Origin of the sequence: Bradyrhizobium sp. C-145 (genome assembly GCF_023375135.1) — a bacterium.
Lineage (GTDB): Bacteria > Pseudomonadota > Alphaproteobacteria > Rhizobiales > Xanthobacteraceae > Bradyrhizobium > Bradyrhizobium zhanjiangense.
Window position 1 is genome coordinate 463,374 of record NZ_CP088150.1, and the last position, 17,239, is coordinate 480,612.

At 64.7% G+C, this 17,239-nt stretch carries 14 protein-coding genes; 3 read left to right on the forward strand and 11 right to left on the reverse strand.

Going from position 1 to position 17,239, the window contains the following annotated elements:
- The first annotated feature begins 74 nt into the window (after nucleotides 1-74).
- Nucleotides 75-1,214: an acyl-CoA dehydrogenase family protein gene (locus LRP30_RS02075; protein ID WP_249759188.1), complete on the forward strand. Its 1,140-nt coding sequence runs from the start codon at nucleotides 75-77 to the stop codon at nucleotides 1,212-1,214.
- Nucleotides 1,215-1,476: 262 nt separating this feature from the next.
- On the opposite strand, the gene LRP30_RS02080 is transcribed toward LRP30_RS02075, so the two are convergent.
- The 11 genes from LRP30_RS02080 to LRP30_RS02130 form a co-directional block, all read right to left on the reverse strand.
- Nucleotides 1,477-2,514, reverse strand: coding sequence for an amino acid ABC transporter substrate-binding protein (locus LRP30_RS02080; RefSeq protein WP_128937084.1), 1,038 nt, complete (start codon nucleotides 2,512-2,514; stop codon nucleotides 1,477-1,479).
- Between the two features lie 54 nt (nucleotides 2,515-2,568).
- Nucleotides 2,569-3,162 (reverse strand): L,D-transpeptidase, encoded by a 594-nt coding sequence (locus tag LRP30_RS02085; protein ID WP_128930850.1) that lies wholly within the window; start codon nucleotides 3,160-3,162, stop codon nucleotides 2,569-2,571.
- A 314-nt stretch (nucleotides 3,163-3,476) separates the two neighbouring features.
- Complete coding sequence (locus tag LRP30_RS02090) at nucleotides 3,477-4,451, reverse strand: hypothetical protein (RefSeq protein ID WP_249759189.1); 975 nt, start codon at nucleotides 4,449-4,451, stop codon at nucleotides 3,477-3,479.
- 102 nt (nucleotides 4,452-4,553) lie between these two features.
- Nucleotides 4,554-5,117 carry a thioredoxin family protein gene (locus tag LRP30_RS02095; protein ID WP_091887228.1) on the reverse strand — a complete coding sequence of 188 codons (564 nt, stop codon included), beginning with the start codon at nucleotides 5,115-5,117 and terminating at the stop codon, nucleotides 4,554-4,556.
- Nucleotides 5,118-5,148: 31 nt separating this feature from the next.
- Entirely contained in the window at nucleotides 5,149-5,847 is a 699-nt protein-coding gene (locus tag LRP30_RS02100) for a cytochrome c biogenesis CcdA family protein (RefSeq protein ID WP_249759190.1), read from the reverse strand.
- A gap of 489 nt (nucleotides 5,848-6,336) precedes the next feature.
- Nucleotides 6,337-6,948 (reverse strand): sigma-70 family RNA polymerase sigma factor, encoded by a 612-nt coding sequence (locus tag LRP30_RS02105; protein ID WP_091887231.1) that lies wholly within the window; start codon nucleotides 6,946-6,948, stop codon nucleotides 6,337-6,339.
- 486 nt (nucleotides 6,949-7,434) lie between these two features.
- Nucleotides 7,435-8,766 carry an IS1182 family transposase gene (locus LRP30_RS02110; protein ID WP_091895192.1) on the reverse strand — a complete coding sequence of 444 codons (1,332 nt, stop codon included), beginning with the start codon at nucleotides 8,764-8,766 and terminating at the stop codon, nucleotides 7,435-7,437.
- 190 nt (nucleotides 8,767-8,956) lie between these two features.
- Nucleotides 8,957-9,691 carry a response regulator gene (locus LRP30_RS02115; protein ID WP_128930856.1) on the reverse strand — a complete coding sequence of 245 codons (735 nt, stop codon included), beginning with the start codon at nucleotides 9,689-9,691 and terminating at the stop codon, nucleotides 8,957-8,959.
- 10 nt (nucleotides 9,692-9,701) lie between these two features.
- Nucleotides 9,702-11,447 carry a DUF3369 domain-containing protein gene (locus tag LRP30_RS02120; RefSeq protein WP_128940876.1) on the reverse strand — a complete coding sequence of 582 codons (1,746 nt, stop codon included), beginning with the start codon at nucleotides 11,445-11,447 and terminating at the stop codon, nucleotides 9,702-9,704.
- Complete coding sequence (locus LRP30_RS02125) at nucleotides 11,417-13,492, reverse strand: ATP-binding protein (RefSeq protein WP_245473418.1); 2,076 nt, start codon at nucleotides 13,490-13,492, stop codon at nucleotides 11,417-11,419. Before LRP30_RS02125 ends, LRP30_RS02120 begins: the two co-directional genes overlap by 31 nt.
- Before the next feature lie 6 nt (nucleotides 13,493-13,498).
- Entirely contained in the window at nucleotides 13,499-14,494 is a 996-nt protein-coding gene (locus tag LRP30_RS02130; protein ID WP_346016202.1) for a TRAP transporter substrate-binding protein, read from the reverse strand.
- Nucleotides 14,495-14,749: 255 nt separating this feature from the next.
- Between LRP30_RS02130 and ugpB the strand changes: the two genes are divergently transcribed.
- Entirely contained in the window at nucleotides 14,750-16,021 is a 1,272-nt protein-coding gene (gene ugpB, locus LRP30_RS02135; protein ID WP_249761983.1) for a sn-glycerol-3-phosphate ABC transporter substrate-binding protein UgpB, read from the forward strand.
- Nucleotides 16,022-16,249: 228 nt separating this feature from the next.
- Complete coding sequence (locus tag LRP30_RS02140; protein WP_249761984.1) at nucleotides 16,250-17,209, forward strand: aminoglycoside 3'-phosphotransferase/choline kinase family protein; 960 nt, start codon at nucleotides 16,250-16,252, stop codon at nucleotides 17,207-17,209.
- Nucleotides 17,210-17,239 lie beyond the last annotated feature (30 nt).

Here is a 17,239-nt window from a genome sequence, read left to right on the forward strand (position 1 = left end):
CATACGTGCGGCCTGATGGATTCCGGGGCCCGGAATGACGAACATAGATAGACTTCGAATTCGGAAACAACACCATGGCCCTCGTCCTCACCGAAGAACAATCGATGCTCCGCGACAGCGCGCGCGGGCTGATCAGCGACAAGGCGCCAGTGTCGCACCTGCGGCACTTGCGCGACAGCAAAGACCCCACCGGCTTCTCCAAGGAGTTTTGGCATTCCTTCGCCGAAATGGGCTTTGCCGGCCTCTTGGTGCCTGAAGAGTTCGGCGGCTCTGGCCTCGGCTATGTCGAAGCCGGAATCGTCATGGAGGAGATCGGCCGGACGCTGATGCCCTCGCCCTTTCTCGCCACCAGCGTGGTCGGGGCCTCTGCGCTGAACCGCTGCGGTAACGCCGCGCAGAAATCGGAATATCTGCCGAAGATCGCGAGCGGCTCGCTGCTTGCGACGCTCGCGATCGACGAGGGCGCGAAACATCGCCCGCTGCAGACCAGTCTCCAGGCCGTGCGCGCCGGTAACGGCTTCAAGCTTTCCGGCGCCAAGGCGCTGGTCATCGACGGCCACGTTGCTGATCTGCTCATCGTCGCCGCGCGCACCACGGGTGCTGCCGGCGAGCGTGAGGGCCTGACGCTGTTCCTGGTCGACCCCAAGGCGAAGGGCGTCGCGGTCGAGCGCACCATCATGGTCGACGCACATAACGCGGCGCGGATCGAATTCGCCAATGTCGAGGTCACTGCCGACAGCGTGCTCGGCGAGGTCGATCAGGCCGCAAGCCTGCTCGACGGCGTGCTCGATATCGGCCGCGGCGCGGTGGCTGCCGAGATGGTCGGCCTCAGCGACGAGGTGTTCAATCGCACTGTCGAGTACCTGAAGAGCCGCAAGCAATTCGGCAAGCTGATCGGCGAATTCCAGGCGCTGCAGCACCGCGCCGCCGAGCTCTATGTCGACATCGAGATCACCCGCGCCGCCGTGATGAAGGCGCTCCAGGCGCTGGATGCTGATGTCGCCAAGGCTGCATCAAGCGTCGCCGTGGCAAAAGCCCGCGCCGGCACCACCGCCACGCGCGCGGTGCAGGAAGGCGTGCAGATGCACGGCGGCATGGGCATGACCGACCAGTTCGACATCGGCTTCTTCATGAAGCGCGCGCGCGTGTGCGAGGAACTGTTCGGCGACGCCAACTACCACACCGAGCAGCTGGCGCGGGCGCGGGGGTATTGAGACGGGGCCGCCGCCTCGTTCTCCGCTGTCATCGCCCGCGAAGGCGGGCGATCCAGTACGCCGCGGCTTCTCCGCATACGATTGGCGTCTCGGAATACTGGATCGCCCGGTCAAGCCGGGCGATGACAGTTGAGAGGGTGGAGAGCGCTCGCCCCAAGCTCGTCATTGCGAGGAGCTCTTGCGACGAAGCAATCCAGACTGCCGCCGTGGAAAGATTCTGGATTGCTTCGCTTCGCTCGCAATGACGCGGCGAGACCGCCGCCTACCGCATCGGCGGTGCGTACTGCACACCACCCGCGTTCCACAGCTGGTTCATGCCGCGCGGGATCTTCAGCTTCGACTTCTCGCCGATATTGCGCTCGTACATCTCGCCGTAATTGCCGACGTGTCGGATGATGCGGACGGCCCAGTCCTTGGTGAGGCCGAGCTGTTCGCCGTAATTGCCCTCGGTGCCGACGAGGCGCATCACTTCCGGCTTCTTCGACTTCAGGGCCTCGTCGATGTTCTCCGAGGTGACGCCGAGCTCCTCGGCGTTGATCATCGCATACAGCGTCCACTTCACGATCATCATCCAGTCGTCGTCGCGCTGGCGCACGACCGGGGCGAGCGGCTCCTTGGAGATCATGTCCGGCAGGATCATTTGGTCGCCGGGTTTTGCGAGGTTCAGCCGCAGCGCATAGAGCTGGGAAACGTCGGCGCTCAGCGTGTCGCACTTGCCGGTGTCGTAGGCTTTCACGACGTCGTCGAGCTTGTCGAACTTCACCTCGTCATACTTCATGTTGTTGGCACGGAAGTAATCGGCGACGTTGAGTGCCGTCGTAGTGCCGGACTGGACGCAGACCTTGCTGCCGGTCAGGTCCAGCGAGGTCTCCTTGTTGCGCGAACGCGGCAGCATGAAACCTGCGCCGTCATAATAGGCGACGGCCGGGAAATAGAGGTCGTAGTCGAGCTCGCGCGCCATGCTCCAGGTCGAGTTGCGGGAGAGGATGTCGACCTTCCGGCTCTGCAATTCCTTGAAGCGCTCGCTGGCGTCGAGTGCGACGAATTTCGCCTTGGCCGGATCGTTGAAGATCGCCGCGGCCACCGCGCGGCAGAAATCGACGTCGAAGCCGGTCCAGTTGCCCTTGTCGTCGGGGATCGAGAAGCCGGGCAGGCCCTTGTTGACGCCGCATAGCACCTCGCCGCGGCGCACGGTGCGCTTCAGCGTGCGGGTGTCGTAGAATTCATAGACAATGGCCAGAACGGCGACCAGCACGGCGACCGCGAGCCCGATCAGCAGGCCGCCTCGAAAAGTGCGCATCATGTTGCTCTCTCGAAAAATCGGGAAATGGAATATTCGCGAAGGCGAGGAAGATTAGAGCTCGGGCTTCTGCCGGATGACGACCTTGGTCCCGACCGGGACCCGATCGTAGAGATCGGCGACGTCGTTGTTGACAAGACGGAAGCAGCCCGAGGACACCTTGGTGCCGATCGTATCAGGACGGTTGGTGCCGTGGATGCGGTAGACGGTGGTGCCGAGATACATGGCGCGGGCCCCTAACGGATTGCCGGGGCCGCCGGCCATGAAGCGCGGCAGATAGGGCTGGCGCTGGATCATCTCCGGCGGCGGCGTCCAGTCCGGCCACTCCTTCTTGTTGGTGATGTTCACCAGCCCCTGCCACTGAAAACCATCGCGGCCGACGCCGATGCCGTAGCGGATCGCGCGCCCGCCGGGCTGCACCAGGTAAAGATGACGTTCGGCGGTCGAGATGATGATGGTGCCGGGCGCCTCGGTGGTGCGGAAGTACACCACCTGCTTCTGCCATTCCGGATCGAGCTGGTAGGCATCGTCGGCGATCAGGCCCGGCTCGTCGCCGCGATCAGGCTGCTGCGCGAAGGCTTGGGGCGCCCAAAGGATCAGGCCGATCGCAGCCACAAGCATCCCGGTCAGGCGACGAAAATCCGTCATGTAAAGCTCTCCCCGCTGCCACAGCGCAAATCATTCAGCACCATCAAACCTGAGGGGCAAGTTCATGGCAAGTTGATGGCGCGCCGCCCTGGTATGTCACGGCAATGCTTTGGTTTTTTGACGCGCCGCGCAATGCCACAAACAGGGGATGGCGCGAAAAGCAGTGATCGTGGCGCCCCGGCTCGGTGCGCTCCCTCCCCCGCTTGCGGGGGAGGGCCGGGGAGAGGGTGTCGCCGCGGTGGGATTCCCCAAGAGGAGAGCCCTCACCCGAACTCGCGGTGAGATCAACTTCGACAACTGGCGCTAGACGCCAATCAGATCCGGTTGCTCTCCGCCGCGATTCCAAGCCGCCGAACGATCTCGGTCGCCACGGCCCGGGCCTCGAGCCGCGATCCGATGCGGGGGCTGCGAAAGCGCCGTCCGGAGTGCAGCCGGATCACCACGATGCAATGCTCATCCTCGGACCGGCCGCGGCGCTCGACCGTGATCGTCTTCACGTCGTGCCCCTCGATATGGTCGGCGCGCGGCGTGCCGTCGCCCCACAGGCGTTCGACGCGAATGTCCCCTTGCCGGATGATCCAGAAGGCACCGGTCACGAGATTGGCATATCTGTGCACGGCGAACGCGGCGATCGCGCCAACCGGCAGCAGCATGATGTCGATCGGGCCGGGCGGCAGGCCGCGCCAGAGCTTGTAGGCGTAGGGAACGGCGCACAGTGCGACGGCGATCAATGCAACGATGCGGATGTCGCGTGCGGGAAACGGCTCGAGAGGTTCGCCGAGATGCATCTCGGGATTGCTGGCATCGAGCGGATTGCTGGGCGCCTCGACATTGGGAACGCCGAATTGCGCGGCGATCCGGGCGACGGTGTCGCGCACATGCGTGACGTCGGAGATCGGCGGAGACGTCAAGCGTTCCCCGGAGGCCAGCGTGAAGGCCAGCTGGAAACGGGCTTTCGCCCGCTTGCTGCCGGGAACTTGCAATTCCCTGATGTCGTCCTTGGCGACGACCCGCGTACGGAGCTTTCCGAAGGGGCGCTGTTGCCCGATCAGGATCTCGTTCGGGGTGATGATCCATACCACCGCCGGCGCCAGCATGATGCCGCAGACGAATGCCGCGCCCAGGAGGAGCGCGGCCACCGAGATGATCACTTCCAGCGTGTCGTGCGTGAACAGGCCGGGCGTGAAGCACAGCGCCACCGCGGCCGCAGAGCCGGCCATGATCAGCCGCTGCGCGATCGAGGAGCCTTCACGAAGGCGGATGTCGTTGCTGGTGGTCGCGTCGTCCATCACGGGCGGCTGATTTCGTCGATGCGAAACTCCACGGATGGGTCCGTGGAGTCAAGCAACAAGGACGACAGATGAATCCGGCCGCGCGATGTCGGCGCGGCATCAGCTGTTCACGTTCAGGAGCCGCGCCACCGTTCCGTCGATCTGGTCGTAGCTGCCTTCGCCTTCGTGCTGGAACACGATCTTGCCGGTCTGGTCGATGATGTACTGCGCCGGCCAATATCGGTTGCGGTAGGCGTTCCAGGTTTTGGAATCATTGTCCTGCGCCACGGGATAGGTGATGCCGTGGCGTTTCAGCGCAGCCTGCACGTTAGAGGCGGAACGCTCAAACGGGAATTCCGGCGTGTGCACGCCGACCACGACGAGGCCCTTGTCCTTGTACTTGGCGTAGAGGTCAGTGACGTGCGGCAGTGTGTTGACGCAGTTGACGCAGCCATAGGTCCAGAAGTCGACCAGCACGACCTTGCCGCGCAGGTCGGCCATGCTCAGAGGTTTCGAGTTGAACCAGTTGTTGATGCCGGTGAAGTCGGGCGCGGTCTGCTGGCTCGCGGCGGCGGTGACGATGGGTGCAGCGCGCGCCGCCTCGTCGCAGATGCCGGGGATGACGGCGCCTGATCCGGCCATGCCGATCAGGGCGGCGGCCACGGTGAGCAGTTTGAAAGTCATGAACGAGTCCTCCGGTTGCGATGCGCGATGATCACAGGCCGATCTGGCCGGTGGGATAGAAGCTGGTGAGCCACGCCACGATCAGCGTGTCGTATTGGAAATAGGCGGCGATCGCGAAGGCGATCACGACGATGCCAAAACCCTGCTGCAGCCGCGGCGAGATGCGGGCGAGCCTGCGCACCCGCGTGGTCGCGGCCTGGCCGCCATAGGCGATCGCCAGCATCGGAATTGCCGCACCGATGGCGTAGGCGACCAGCAGCGTCCCGGCCCAGCCTAAGTTCTTCGAGGTCGCAACCAGCGTCAGGATCGAGCCGAGCACGGGACCGGCGCAGGGCGTCCAGACCAGGCCGAGCGTGGTGCCGAGCACGAGCCCACCCAGCGCGCCCTCGCGCTGGGTGGCGCTGGAATTGCCAAGATCGAGCCAGCCATTGAGCCGGATCGACAGCCATTCGAACGGCGCCGGCCACAGCATCAACAGGCCGAAGCCGAGCAGCAGGATGGATGCCGCTTCGCGCAGCACGTTCGGATCGAAGTCGAACAGCCGCGTGATCGCACCGAGCAGCAGCGCGGTCGCCGAGAACGAGATGATGAAGCCGAGCGCGATCATCGCCGGCCGTAAGTGCCCCGCGCGCCCGATCGAAGCGCCGAGCAGGATCGGCAGCATCGGCAGCGTGCACGGCGCGGCGATGGTGAGGATGCCGGCAAGGACGGCGAAGAGAAGTTCGAGCATCGGGCACTCGTGGAGAGGGGTACGAGGGCTGTTCGCGAGGAGGCGCGAGGTCGTTACGCAGCGTCACGCGTTCGTGACGGGCGAGCTGCGTGCCACGGCAGCGGTGTGCCCCCTCCCCCGCTCGCGGGGGAGGGTTGGGGAGAGGGTGCCACCGCAATGGGGACACCCCCAAGAGGAAAGAACCCTCACCCGCCGCGCGCCGGACGATGCTTCGCATCGCCCGGGGCGCGTCGGCCTCTCCCGCAAGCGGGAGAGGCGGGAGCCTGCCGCCGCACCTTCCGCCAAACACAAAACGACCCGGAGGGGGGCATCCCGTCCGGGTCGTTGGAGGTCCTTGGGAGGTTTAACCAAAACCGTATGCGAACTTTATAGGAGGGAAGTTTTTCCGCCTGATGTTGTGCTTTGTTTCAATTGTTTCGTCGGCGGTCACACTTCCGTGTCCGGAGACAGGGCCAAAGGCGCGGCCCTATCCCATTGAATCCGTTGATTTTAGGCGGCGAAGCGATCGACGCCGGCGCCCTTAAGCAAATCGGCCAGCTGCTTGCGGGCGTAAAACATCCGCGTTTTCACCGTGCTCTGGGGGATGCCGATGATCTGCCCGACCTCCTCCACCGACTTCTCGTGATAGTAGACGAGGTTGATGATCTCGCGATGGGCAGGCGACAGCTTCTGCACGCAGGCGCGCAGGATGGCGCTGGTGTCGCTGCGGTCGAGCGAGGTCTCCGGCGTGTCGGAATCGTCGGGGATCTGACGCACATCCTCCTGGTCGATGTCCTCGAAACGGCGCTGGCGCATCGCGGTCAGCGCCTTGAAGCGGGCGATCGAGAGCAGCCAGGTCGAGACCTGCGAGCGGCCCTGGAATTGGCCGGCGGTCCGCCACACGTCCAAAAACACCTGGCTGACGAGGTCTTCCGCCGTGGTGGCATCGCGCACGATGCGCAGGATGAAGCGGTAAACCCGCACATTGTGCCGGCAATAGAGGATGTGCATGGCCGTCCGGTTGCCGCCGGCAATGCTTTCGAGAAGCATGTCGTCCGAAGTTGCCTGAACGGCAATGATGCTTTGGCTGGCCTGGGCGTTGATGGCAATGACGTTCGGCATGAAATTAGCTCCCCGTAGCGCCGCAACCGAGCGGCGTTTCCTTGAGGGAAAGTGTTAATCAGCCAACGTTTCGGGACGTCTGCACGAAAAGCGGAAAATGGTTTCGTGCACCGCCAAATTGTTTCGTCGGAAGGGGGGCGACGAAACATTCGGAGCAAAAAAGCGTGGAATTTCAATGTACGGGAAATACGGGGTGGGGATTGGCGGAGTGAGGAACGAATTTGGGGGTGTTGCGTTTACTGCCGCCTCAAGCGTCGTCCTGGCGAAAGCCAGGACCCATAGCCACAGGATTGGGTTTGGCGAAGACTCGTGGTTATCAGTTCGGTCGCGCCAACACACTGCCGCCGTCGGCGCTCCGCTTACCCGGACGATCATCATCGTAGAGCCTGTGAGCCAATTCGTTTGTTTCGGCATGGACCTCAAGGGGCGTTAGCGTCCCTTGAGGTCGAAGCCGGCGGCGTCAGGCCGTCGGTATGCTGCCGCGGTCTATGCCTTTACGAGACGGTGTCCCTGCAGGATGTTGTTGGTGAGGGCGTACCAGAGCACAACGGCACGGACCTTCGCGATACCGCGCACGGTTAATTGCCTGAGGTCCCAGTTCCGCCATCGGGCATGGATGCATTCGCAGATTGTGCGGGCTTGGTACTGTGCCTTGCCGGCTTCGCTGGCCATGCGAGCACGCCAGGCCGCTACGCCAGGACCGTCGTTGCTCCGGGGTAAAAAGGGATCGACACCGCTCCTGGATTTGGGAGGAGGACAGTAAACCTCGATACCTTCGCCATGCGCCCATTCGATGTCCTCGCCACTGCAAAACCCGCCATCGGCGAGGTAGCGGCGTGGCAAGCGCTTCAGCCGAGCGCGCGTTCGCTCCAGCATCGGTCGCATCAAGCCGCGATCTGAGCCGCTGTTGTCGACATCGATCGCGACCACGATCAGTTCGCCGGCCGCGCTAGCCACCTGCACATTGTAGGCCGGACGGAAGCCGGCATCCGCCATCTTCATCACCCGTGCCTGCGGGTCGGTGGTAGAGGCCCGTGGCTCTTTTGGCTTTTTGCCGTTGCCGCCCTTGTCATCGAGCTGTTTTCGCTTGCGCTTGATCTCAGCCAGCGCCGCTTGCGCGGCCTGCACCCGCTCGCTGCGTTCCCGCGCCGCGCGCTCCTTAGCGGCCCGGATCCGCCGATTGCTGGCTTCCGGATCCGCATCGACCTCGCGCTTGAGCTCTTCCACCACGGCCCCGGCCTGTGCCATCTGCCGATCCAGCGTCGCCTCCCGCCGGAACGATCCGGTTCCCGCACTCGCCCGTATCCGCACCCCGTCCTGGGTCAGCTTCTCCAGATCAACCAACCCTGCCTCGTTCAGGGCCACCAGATGTTCGACCAGCAAACGGTCAAGCAAGTCGGCACAGCCGACCCGGAAGTCCGATAGCGTATGATGGTTCAAAGACACGCCGCCGCAGAGCCAGCGGTAGACGTCGTGACTGTCGCAGAGCCGGTCCAGCGCCCGCGCGCTGCCAACGCCATCGCTCGTGGCGTACAGCCAAAGCGCCAGCAGCAACCGTGGCGATGGCGCCGGATAACCCGGCCTGTTCTCCCGCGCCTTGACGCGATCTTCCAGCTCGCTCAAGTCGAGCCCTTCGACATAAGCCCAGATCACCCGCACCGGATGATCCTGCCCGATCAGGCTATCGATATCGACCGCTCGCAATTCGACCTGATCGCGCACAGGCTCGCGCAGCCGAGGTGCCCCCCGCGGCACCACTTCGGTGCATGGCGCCGACTGTTCCGGCAATTCGCCAAAAAGTCCGTCGTCAGCCATCATTCTCTCCAGCAAATCAATCTGCTTAGAGAATCATATCCGCCTGACGCTCGATACGGAAAAGAGTCACAGCCTCGTAGGGTGGGCAAAGGCGCTCTTGCGCCGTGCCCACCATCTTTCTTCGATTGCACGCGAAATGGTGGGCACGCTTCGCTTTGCCCACCCTACGGCACCTAGCTCTTCCGCGCGCTGCCTACGCCTTCTCGCCGGCCGGCGAGAACAGATAGCCGCCGCCGCGGATGGTGCGGATCACGGCGGGCTTGGCGGGGTCGGGCTCGATCTTGCGGCGGATGCGCATGATGCGGAGGTCGACGGCGCGATCGAAGGCTTCGGCGTCGCGCGCATTGGCGAGCTCCAGCAGGCGCTCGCGCGACAGCACGCGCTTCGGATTGGCCGCGAACACCTTGAGCAGACCGAACTCGGACGCGGTCAGCGGATGCTCGTTGCCCTCATCGTCGCGCAACGCCTGCGCTTCGAGATCGAGCCATTTGGTGCCGAAGCGCACCAATTGATCCTTGTCGGACTTCGCGGCGGCGTCCGGCGCGGCAGCCTTGGCCGGCCCGCTCCGCCGCAGCACCGAACGGATGCGCGCCATCAGCTCGCGCAGCTCGCAGGGTTTTGCCACGTAATCATCGGCGCCGAGCTCGAGCCCGACGACGCGGTCGATCGGGCTCGCGGTCGCCGTCAGCATGATCACGGGCACGTTGATGCGGCTCTTGAGGTCGCGGATGATCGAGAGCCCATCTTCCTCGGGCATGTTGAGATCGAGCACGACGAGGTCGGGCATGCTGCCCTGGATCGCGGCGCGCAAGGACTTGCCGCCGTCGCACAGCGTCACGGTGAAGCCGTGCATCTTGAGATAATCGCCGACCATCTCCCGGGCCGGAGCCTCATCGTCGACGATCATGATGTGCTGGCTTTGGGTCATGGTCCTGAGATCACGGCATTTCAGTCGCGGGGAGGGTGATGGTGAAGGTCGAGCCCGTGCCGGGCCCGTCGCTGTCTGCCGTCACCTCGCCGCCATGCATGTCGATAATACGCTTCACGATGGATAACCCAAGCCCTGTCGAGCTCTCGCCGGCGGTCGGCTTTGCCGACAGCCGCTGGAACCGGCCGAACAGGCGGCCGAGATCCTCCGGCGACAGGCCGGCGCCCTCGTCGCTGACGCGGACGATGGTTTCGCTGCCCTCATGGGTCACGGCCACGGCGATCTTGCCGCCGATCGGCGAGTATTTGATGGCGTTGCTGATGAGGTTGTCGATCGCCTCGCGGATGCGGTCGGTGTCGCACATGGTGACGATGTTGGGTGGCGCGGTGACGCTGATCGTCTGCTGCTTGTTGACGGCGAGCGGCTGGTTGGCTTCGGCGACCTCCTTGACCAGGCCCGCGACGTCGACCGGTTCGCGGCGGATGGTGATGTCGAAGGCATCGGCCATCGCGTCCGAGATCAAATGATCGACCATCGTGGTCAGCCGCTTGGTGGCGTCGCGGATGTGATCGACCTGGGCGACCACGCCGCTTTGCGAGGCGCCGGTCGAGATCAGCTCCTTCAGCATCTCGGTGCGGCCGAGGATGACGCCGAGCGGATTCTTCAGATCGTGGGCGACGGTGCCCAAAATCTCGTTCTTGAAGCCGTTGGCGCGCTGCAGCCGCAGCCATTGCGCGGAGAGGCGGCGGTTGGCCTGCATCAGCGCGCGGGTGCGCTGGGCGACGCGGTCTTCCAGCTGCGTGTTGGCGTCCTGGAGCTGCTGGTAGAGGATGACGTTGTCGAAGGCGATCGAGAGCCGGCTGGAGAAGATCTCGACCAGCGAGCGGTCGGTCTCCGACAGCTCGCGCTCGGCCTGCAGCAGCACCACCACCTCACGCCCGCTTCCGGTGCGCAAATAGATCACGCTGCGGTGGTCGGCGAATTCGTTCTTGCGGCGCTGGAACGCGGCCTCCACCATCTCGCGCAATTCGGGGTCGAGTGCCTTCGACGAGGTGGTGCCGATGAAGCGGCTGTAGCAGCCGCTGCCGGCGAGCACCGAGAGCTCGGGGTCGACCCCGCCATTGTCGCGCAGGACCAGGATGCCGGCGCAGTCGACGTTGAGCAGCGAGGCGAGCTGGGTCAGCACGCCCTCGGCAAGCCGCTGCATCGACTTGAAGTCGTAAAGCGTCGAGGCGGCGTCGATGATGATCTCGAGCCCGCGGCGTGTCTGCACCATGCGCTCGAGCTGCTGATAGGAGCGCAGCGCGGCGGTCAGCGAGGTGAACAGCTTGTCGGCGGTGAGCTCGGTCTTGGCCTTGTAGTCGTTGATGTCGTACTGCACGATCACGCGCCGCTCCGGCGCCTGGCCGGGCTGACCGGTGCGCAGGATGATGCGGACGGTCTCGTTCTTGATCTCGTTGCGGATGAATTCGACGAGCTCGAGGCCGGCGACGTCGGTCTCCATGATGACGTCGAGCAGCACGGCGGCGATGTCGCCGTGCTCGGCCATCAGCTTGCGACCTTCCGCCGCCGAATAGGCCGACAGGATCTCCAGGCTCTGGCCGTTGAGGCTGTAGTCGGACAGCGCGAAACGGGTGCCGTCATGCACGGCCGGATCGTCGTCGATGACGGCGATCTTCCATTTCCGGGCGTTGGCATCCTCCGACGCGGTACCGGTGTCGTCGATCAGGTGGAGGACATCGTCCTGTTCGGCCATTGAGAAGTCCCGTCACTTTCTGTGCTTTGCGCGCCCTTGGCGATGCGGGGCATGATAATGCGAAAAGTAGTGCCTTGTCCCAGCTTGGATTCCAGCATCATGCGGCCGCCGAGCTGCTGGGTGACGAGGTTATAGACGATATGCAGGCCAAGTCCCGTGCCACCTTCATTGCGCCGGGTGGTAAAGAAAGGGTCAAAGGCCTGGCGCTGCACGTCCGGGGTCATGCCGGCCCCGTCATCGGCGAAGCTGATCTCGATGTCGTCGGCCCCGCGCGGCCGGGCCGAGATCGCGATCGTGCCTGCGCGGCCGTCGGCGAAGGCGTGGTTGGCGGCGTTGAGGAAGAGGTTGGTCAGGATCTGGCCGTAGGAGCCGGGATAGCCGTCGAGCAGCAGCCCTTCGGGCACGTCGACCTGAAGCGTGATCGGCGAGCGCTTCAGCACCGGGCGCAGGCTGGCGATGATCTGGTCGGTGGCTTCACTGAGCGAGAACTGCCGCCGCTCGGCATGGGAGCGATCGACCGCGACCTGCTTGAACGACTGGATCAACTCGCCGGCGCGCTGCAGGTTGGCGACGAGCTGCTGCGAGGCGTCGCGCGAGGACTGCACGAACTCCTCGAGTTGCGAGCGGCGCAAGCCCCCGTCGCCCTTGAGCTGAGCCTCGAAGATCTCGCTGCGCCGGGCAAAGCTCGATGCAACGGTCAGGCTGATGCCGATCGGGTTGTTGACCTCGTGGGCGACGCCGGCAACGAGGCCGCCGAGCGCGGCGAGCCGTTCGGCGTCGATCAGATTCTGCTGCGCGGTGTTGAGCTCGAGCAGCGCGCTCTCGGCCTTCTCCTTCGACGCGCGCAGCTCGTCCTCGGTCTGGCGCTTGGCGATCGCGTTCTCGCGGAACACTTCCACGGCGCGCGCCATGGCGCCGACCTCGTCGCGTGCCTTGGTGCCCTGCACCTCGCGGTCGAGGTCGCCGAGCGTGATCGCGCGCATCGCCGCCATGAGCTGCTGGAGCGGCAGGCGGATCGACAGTGCGATCATCACGCCGGCGGTGAGGATGACGCCGAGGAAGATCACCGCGATCGACAGCACGCGGCGGGAAATATCGGCCAGCGTGCGATCAAAAGTCGCCTGCGCCTTCTGCTCGCGCTGGCGCATCTTGGTCGAGAGGTCGTCGATGGCGCCGATCGCTTCGGCCTGACTGGCGTCGATGGTGTTGCGCAACAGATCGGTGCGGCTCGCCAGCTGCTCGGAGAGCTTTGCAAAGCCCTCGCGCAACGACGCGGTGCGGTCCGCGAGCCGCCGCAAGGCCATGCGCTGGAGGTCGTTGTCGGCGAGATCGATCATGACCGGGATGGTCTTCTCGATCGTCTCGGTGTTGCGGCGCGCGTCGTCGGCCGCGCCCGGTGACAGCGACAGATAGTAGGAATTGGCCGCGACCAGCATCGCGGTGAAGGCTTCGCGGGACTTTCCAAGCGAAGGCCAGATCAGCGCGTCGCGATGGCCGGTGGCGCCTTCGATGATGGAATAGAGGCCCGCCATGTCCTTGGCCGGGCCCTGCACCTGCTCCTCATAGGTCTTGGCGATGGTGGCCTGCACGCTGCGCAGCTCGCCAAAGCCGTTGAGGAAGCGGTCGGTGGTGCGCTCGAGCTCCTCCACCGAGCCTGACAGCATCGGATCCTTGGTGGCGCGGTTGGTCAGCGTGCCCAGCACCGCCTCGCGCAGCAGCAGGATCTCGGCGAACAGGTCTGGGCTCGGCTGGTTGATGTAGCGATGGATCAGGTTTTGCAGACGCCCGGTCTCGCTTTCGAGCAGTGCCAGGATCCGGTCGGACTCGCGCACCTGGCGCACGTCGTCCCAGGCCGAGCCCAGCACCTGCGCGCCGTTCCAGATCATCGCCACCAGCACCACGACGACGGCGGAGTTCAGCGCCGCGATCGACAGGATGCGCCAGCGGATCGGCACCGCCCGCAGCGCGCCGACGAGGCGCGCGCGCAGGCGCCCGATCGGGCCGGGCGGCCTCTCTGTGGTCTCGCTGTGTCCAAGCCCGGCCAAGAGGCTCTACTCCACCTTGCGAATGCGTTCGATCAGCGCGGCCGCGGCCGGATCGCGCCCGGCCTTGGCATAGATTGGAGCCATCGCCTCCTCGAACGGCTTGCGGTCGATGTCGTTGATGATGGTGACGCCGGCTTCCTGGGCCTTGCGCTGCGACTGCTCCTCGAGGTCGCGCCATTTCTCGCGCATGAACAGGCTGGAGCGCTGCGCGGCCTCCTTGAAGATCGTCTGCTCCTCCGCCGAGAGGCTTTTCCAGGCCTTCAGCGAGATCACCAGCACTTCCGGGCTCATCGTGTGCTCGGTGAGCGCGTAGTGGCCGGCAAGTTTGTAATGGTCTGTCGTCACGAAGGATGGCCAGTTGTTTTCCGCGCCGTCGATCAGGTGATTGGTAAGCCCGGTGAGCACTTGCCCGTAAGGCAGCTCGACCGGTTCGGCGCCGAGCGCGCGCATCATCTGGCTCATCAACTCCGACTGCTGCACCCGGATCCGCAATCCCCTGAGATCCGCGACACTCCTCACGGGCCGGACGCTGTTGTAGATCGACCTCGCGCCGGAATCGTAGAAGGCGAGCCCGACGAAGCCATAGGGCTCGAAGCTGTTCAAGATCTCGCTGCCGATCGGCCCGTCCAGCACCTTCTGCATGTGCTCGATGGACCGGAACAGGAACGGCATCGCCAGCACGTTCATCGCCGGGACGAAATTGCCGATCAGGGCGACGTTGGTCCGGTTGAGGTCGATGGCGCCCGCCCGGGTCTGCTCGATCGTCTCCTTCTCCTCACCGAGCTGGCGGGAGTGGAACACCTTGATCTCGTGCCGGCCGCCGGTGCGCTCGGCGATCAAGGCGCCCATGTAGCGCAGCGCCTGGACGGTCGGGTAATCCTCGGTCTGGGTGTCGGCGGCGCGAAATTCGCGTGCGACCGCGTCCGTCGTACAGACGGCAAGCAGAAGCGCGACGAAGATCACCCCGGTCCGCGAGAGTTCGGCACGGCTCAACACTGGCACACTCAACCCCTCAGTGGTGGAGTCTATGGCGGAAGGAAAAGGTTCAACGCAATCTAGCAAATGGTAAAGGGAAGGCCATCCCGCTCCGGGCGTTGGGCCGATTGTGCGGCGCGGCCGCCGCTCATTCCCGGTTGAAACTGCCAATGCCGCGCCTTAAGCAAGGCAGCCGCCCTTTAGTCGTGCGACACGGGAAGAGCCATCGTGATTTCAGCATTGCGCTTTTTGCAGGCCGTCGCCGTCCTTGCGGCTGTCACCATGGCCACGCCAGTGCGTGCCGCCACCGACATCGCGCTGTGGCACGCCATGTCCGGCGAGCTCGGCCGGCAGCTCGACAAGCTCGCTGCCGACTTCAACGCCTCGCAGTCCGACTACCGCATCGTGCCCAGCTACAAGGGCAATTACACCGAGACGGTGACGGCAGCGATCTTCGCCTTCCGCTCGCGCAGCCAGCCTGCCATCGTCCAGGTCAACGAGGTCGCCACCGCCACCATGACCGCGGCCAAGGGTGCGATCTATCCCGTGTTCAGCCTGATGCGGGACCAGGGCGAGCCATTCTCGCTGGGCGATTACCTTCCCGCCGTCTCCGGCTACTACACCGATGCGGCCGGCAACCTGTTGTCGTTCCCGTTCAATTCCTCGACGCCGATCCTGTACTACAACAAGACCATGTTCCGCGATGCCGGCCTCGATCCGGAGACGCCGCCGAAGACCTGGCCGGCATTGGGGCTAGCCGCCAAGCGCCTGCGCGAACGCGGTGCGGTCTGCGGCTTCACCACCTCCTGGCCGTCCTGGATCCACGTCGAGAATTTCTCCGCCTTCCACAATTTAGTCCTGGCGACGCGGGCGAACGGCTTTGCCGGGCTGGACGCGGAATTGACCATCAACAATCCGGTTCTCGTCAAACACATCGCTCAGCTCAGCGAGTGGCAAAAGACAAAACTGTTCGACTATAGCGGCCGCGGACAAGCGGCCGAGCCGCGTTTCCAGAAAGGCGAATGCGGCATCTTCATCGGCTCCTCGGCGACGCGGGCCGACATCAAGGCGAACTCGAAATTCGAGATCGGCTACGGCATGATGCCGTACTGGCCCGACGTGAAGGGCGCGCCGCAGAATTCGATCATCGGCGGCGCCACGCTGTGGGTGCTGCGCGACCGGCCGCGCGAGGAGTACAAGGGCGTGGCGCGGTTCTTCGCCTATCTGTCGCAGCCGGGCGTGCAGGCTGCCTGGCACCAGAACACCGGCTATCTGCCTGTTACCCGCGCCGCCTTTGAGCTGACACGGTCGCAGGGATTCTACGAGCGCAATCCTGGTTCGGCGATCTCGTTCGAGGAGATCACGCTGCATCCGCCGACGGAGAACTCCAAGGGCGTCCGGCTCGGCTCTTTCGTGCTGATTCGCGGCGCGATCGAGGACGAGTTGGAGCAGGCCTTCGCCGGCCACAAAAGCGCGCAAGCAGCGCTGGATTCCGCCGTCGCGCGCGGCAACAAGCTCTTGCGCCAGTTCGAGCGCGCCAGTCCCGAGCGGTAGAATGTCGCGATTAGACATCGCTGCGACCGCGCGTGAGGTGCGCTCCCTCCCCCGCGTGCGGGGGAGGGACGGGGAGAGGGTGCCTCCGCATCGGGACAATCACCTAGAGGAGAAAGCCCTCGCCCGGCACTATGTGCCGACCTCTCCTGCAAGCGGGAGAGGTGCATCGCCTCTTTGGCTTGCACAGAACCAACCAAAGCTGACCCTGCTTTCGATACGCGAATGCAGATGACCATCACGCCGTCGCAACGACTGCCTCACTTCGCCGACGCTAAAAGCTTTCGCGCCTGGCGCGCCGACCCGGCGCAATGGCTGGGAATCGCGCTCGACATCGCGCGCGGCCACGGTCTCGATGTCAGCGCGCTGCACGTGTTCGCGACCGGCACCAATCTCGTCGTGGGGTTCGGCGACAAGCTGATCCTGAAAATCTTCCCGCCGCTGCTGCGTACGCAATTCCTGTCCGAGCGTGGGTCGCTGGCGCAACTGAAAGGCCATCTCGGTCTACCGATTCCCGAGATCGTCGCCGAAGGGGAGCGCGACGGCTGGCCTTATCTGATCATCACCCGCCTTGCCGGCATGCTCGGCTCGGAGGTGTGGCCGCAATTGGCGGAAGACCAGAAGGAGCGCGTGCTGCGCCAGATCGGCGAGACCATCGCGGCCGTGCAGCGCGCGCCGCTCGGAGAGCTCGTGCACATCGAGCCGCGCTGGGACGGCTTCATGCGCCAGCAGATGCAGGGCTGCAAGGCGCGGCACGCGCGTCTCGGCCTTGCGCCGAAATTCCTCAAAGGCCTCGATGATCTCCTGCGCGACGCCGCAAAGCTCATTCCGTTGGATACGCCGCCGGTGATCCTGATCGGCGAATACATTCCAGAGAACTTCTTGCTCGCCTGCGATGACGGCAAATACTCGCTCGCTGGGTTGTTCGATTTCGGCGACGTCCTGGCCGGATGGCGCGATTACGATCTGCTCGGCCCCAGCGCCTTCATGGCGGCGGGCCGGCCGGGCCGGGTGCACAGCCTGCTCGAAGGCTTCGGCTATGCAAAGCTGGATTTCGAGCTGAAGCGCCGCCTGATGGCCCTGATGCTGCTGCACCGCGCCAGCGACCTCAACAGCCACATCTGCATCGAGGGCTGGCAGGACATGGCGGGCGATCTGGTCGAGTTGCAGGAGCTGATCTGGCCGGGGTGATCGCCGGTCGTCCACCACTGGTGTCGTCCT

What these genes read in the sequence shown, in the direction of transcription:
- LRP30_RS02090 (WP_249759189.1), bottom strand. Translation starts at nt 4,451, where the DNA reads ATGGACGACGCGACCACCAGCAACGACATCCGCCTTCGTGAAGGCTCC.
- LRP30_RS02110 (WP_091895192.1), bottom strand. Translation starts at nt 8,766, where the DNA reads ATGATGGCTGACGACGGACTTTTTGGCGAATTGCCGGAACAGTCGGCG.
- ugpB (WP_249761983.1), top strand. Translation starts at nt 14,750, where the DNA reads ATGGCCACGCCAGTGCGTGCCGCCACCGACATCGCGCTGTGGCACGCC.
- LRP30_RS02105 (WP_091887231.1), bottom strand. Translation starts at nt 6,948, where the DNA reads ATGCCGAACGTCATTGCCATCAACGCCCAGGCCAGCCAAAGCATCATT.
- LRP30_RS02085 (WP_128930850.1), bottom strand. Translation starts at nt 3,162, where the DNA reads ATGACGGATTTTCGTCGCCTGACCGGGATGCTTGTGGCTGCGATCGGC.
- LRP30_RS02075 (WP_249759188.1), top strand. Translation starts at nt 75, where the DNA reads ATGGCCCTCGTCCTCACCGAAGAACAATCGATGCTCCGCGACAGCGCG.
- LRP30_RS02120 (WP_128940876.1), bottom strand. Translation starts at nt 11,447, where the DNA reads ATGGCCGAACAGGACGATGTCCTCCACCTGATCGACGACACCGGTACC.
- LRP30_RS02080 (WP_128937084.1), bottom strand. Translation starts at nt 2,514, where the DNA reads ATGCGCACTTTTCGAGGCGGCCTGCTGATCGGGCTCGCGGTCGCCGTG.
- LRP30_RS02115 (WP_128930856.1), bottom strand. Translation starts at nt 9,691, where the DNA reads ATGACCCAAAGCCAGCACATCATGATCGTCGACGATGAGGCTCCGGCC.
- LRP30_RS02140 (WP_249761984.1), top strand. Translation starts at nt 16,250, where the DNA reads ATGACCATCACGCCGTCGCAACGACTGCCTCACTTCGCCGACGCTAAA.
- LRP30_RS02100 (WP_249759190.1), bottom strand. Translation starts at nt 5,847, where the DNA reads ATGCTCGAACTTCTCTTCGCCGTCCTTGCCGGCATCCTCACCATCGCC.
- LRP30_RS02095 (WP_091887228.1), bottom strand. Translation starts at nt 5,117, where the DNA reads ATGACTTTCAAACTGCTCACCGTGGCCGCCGCCCTGATCGGCATGGCC.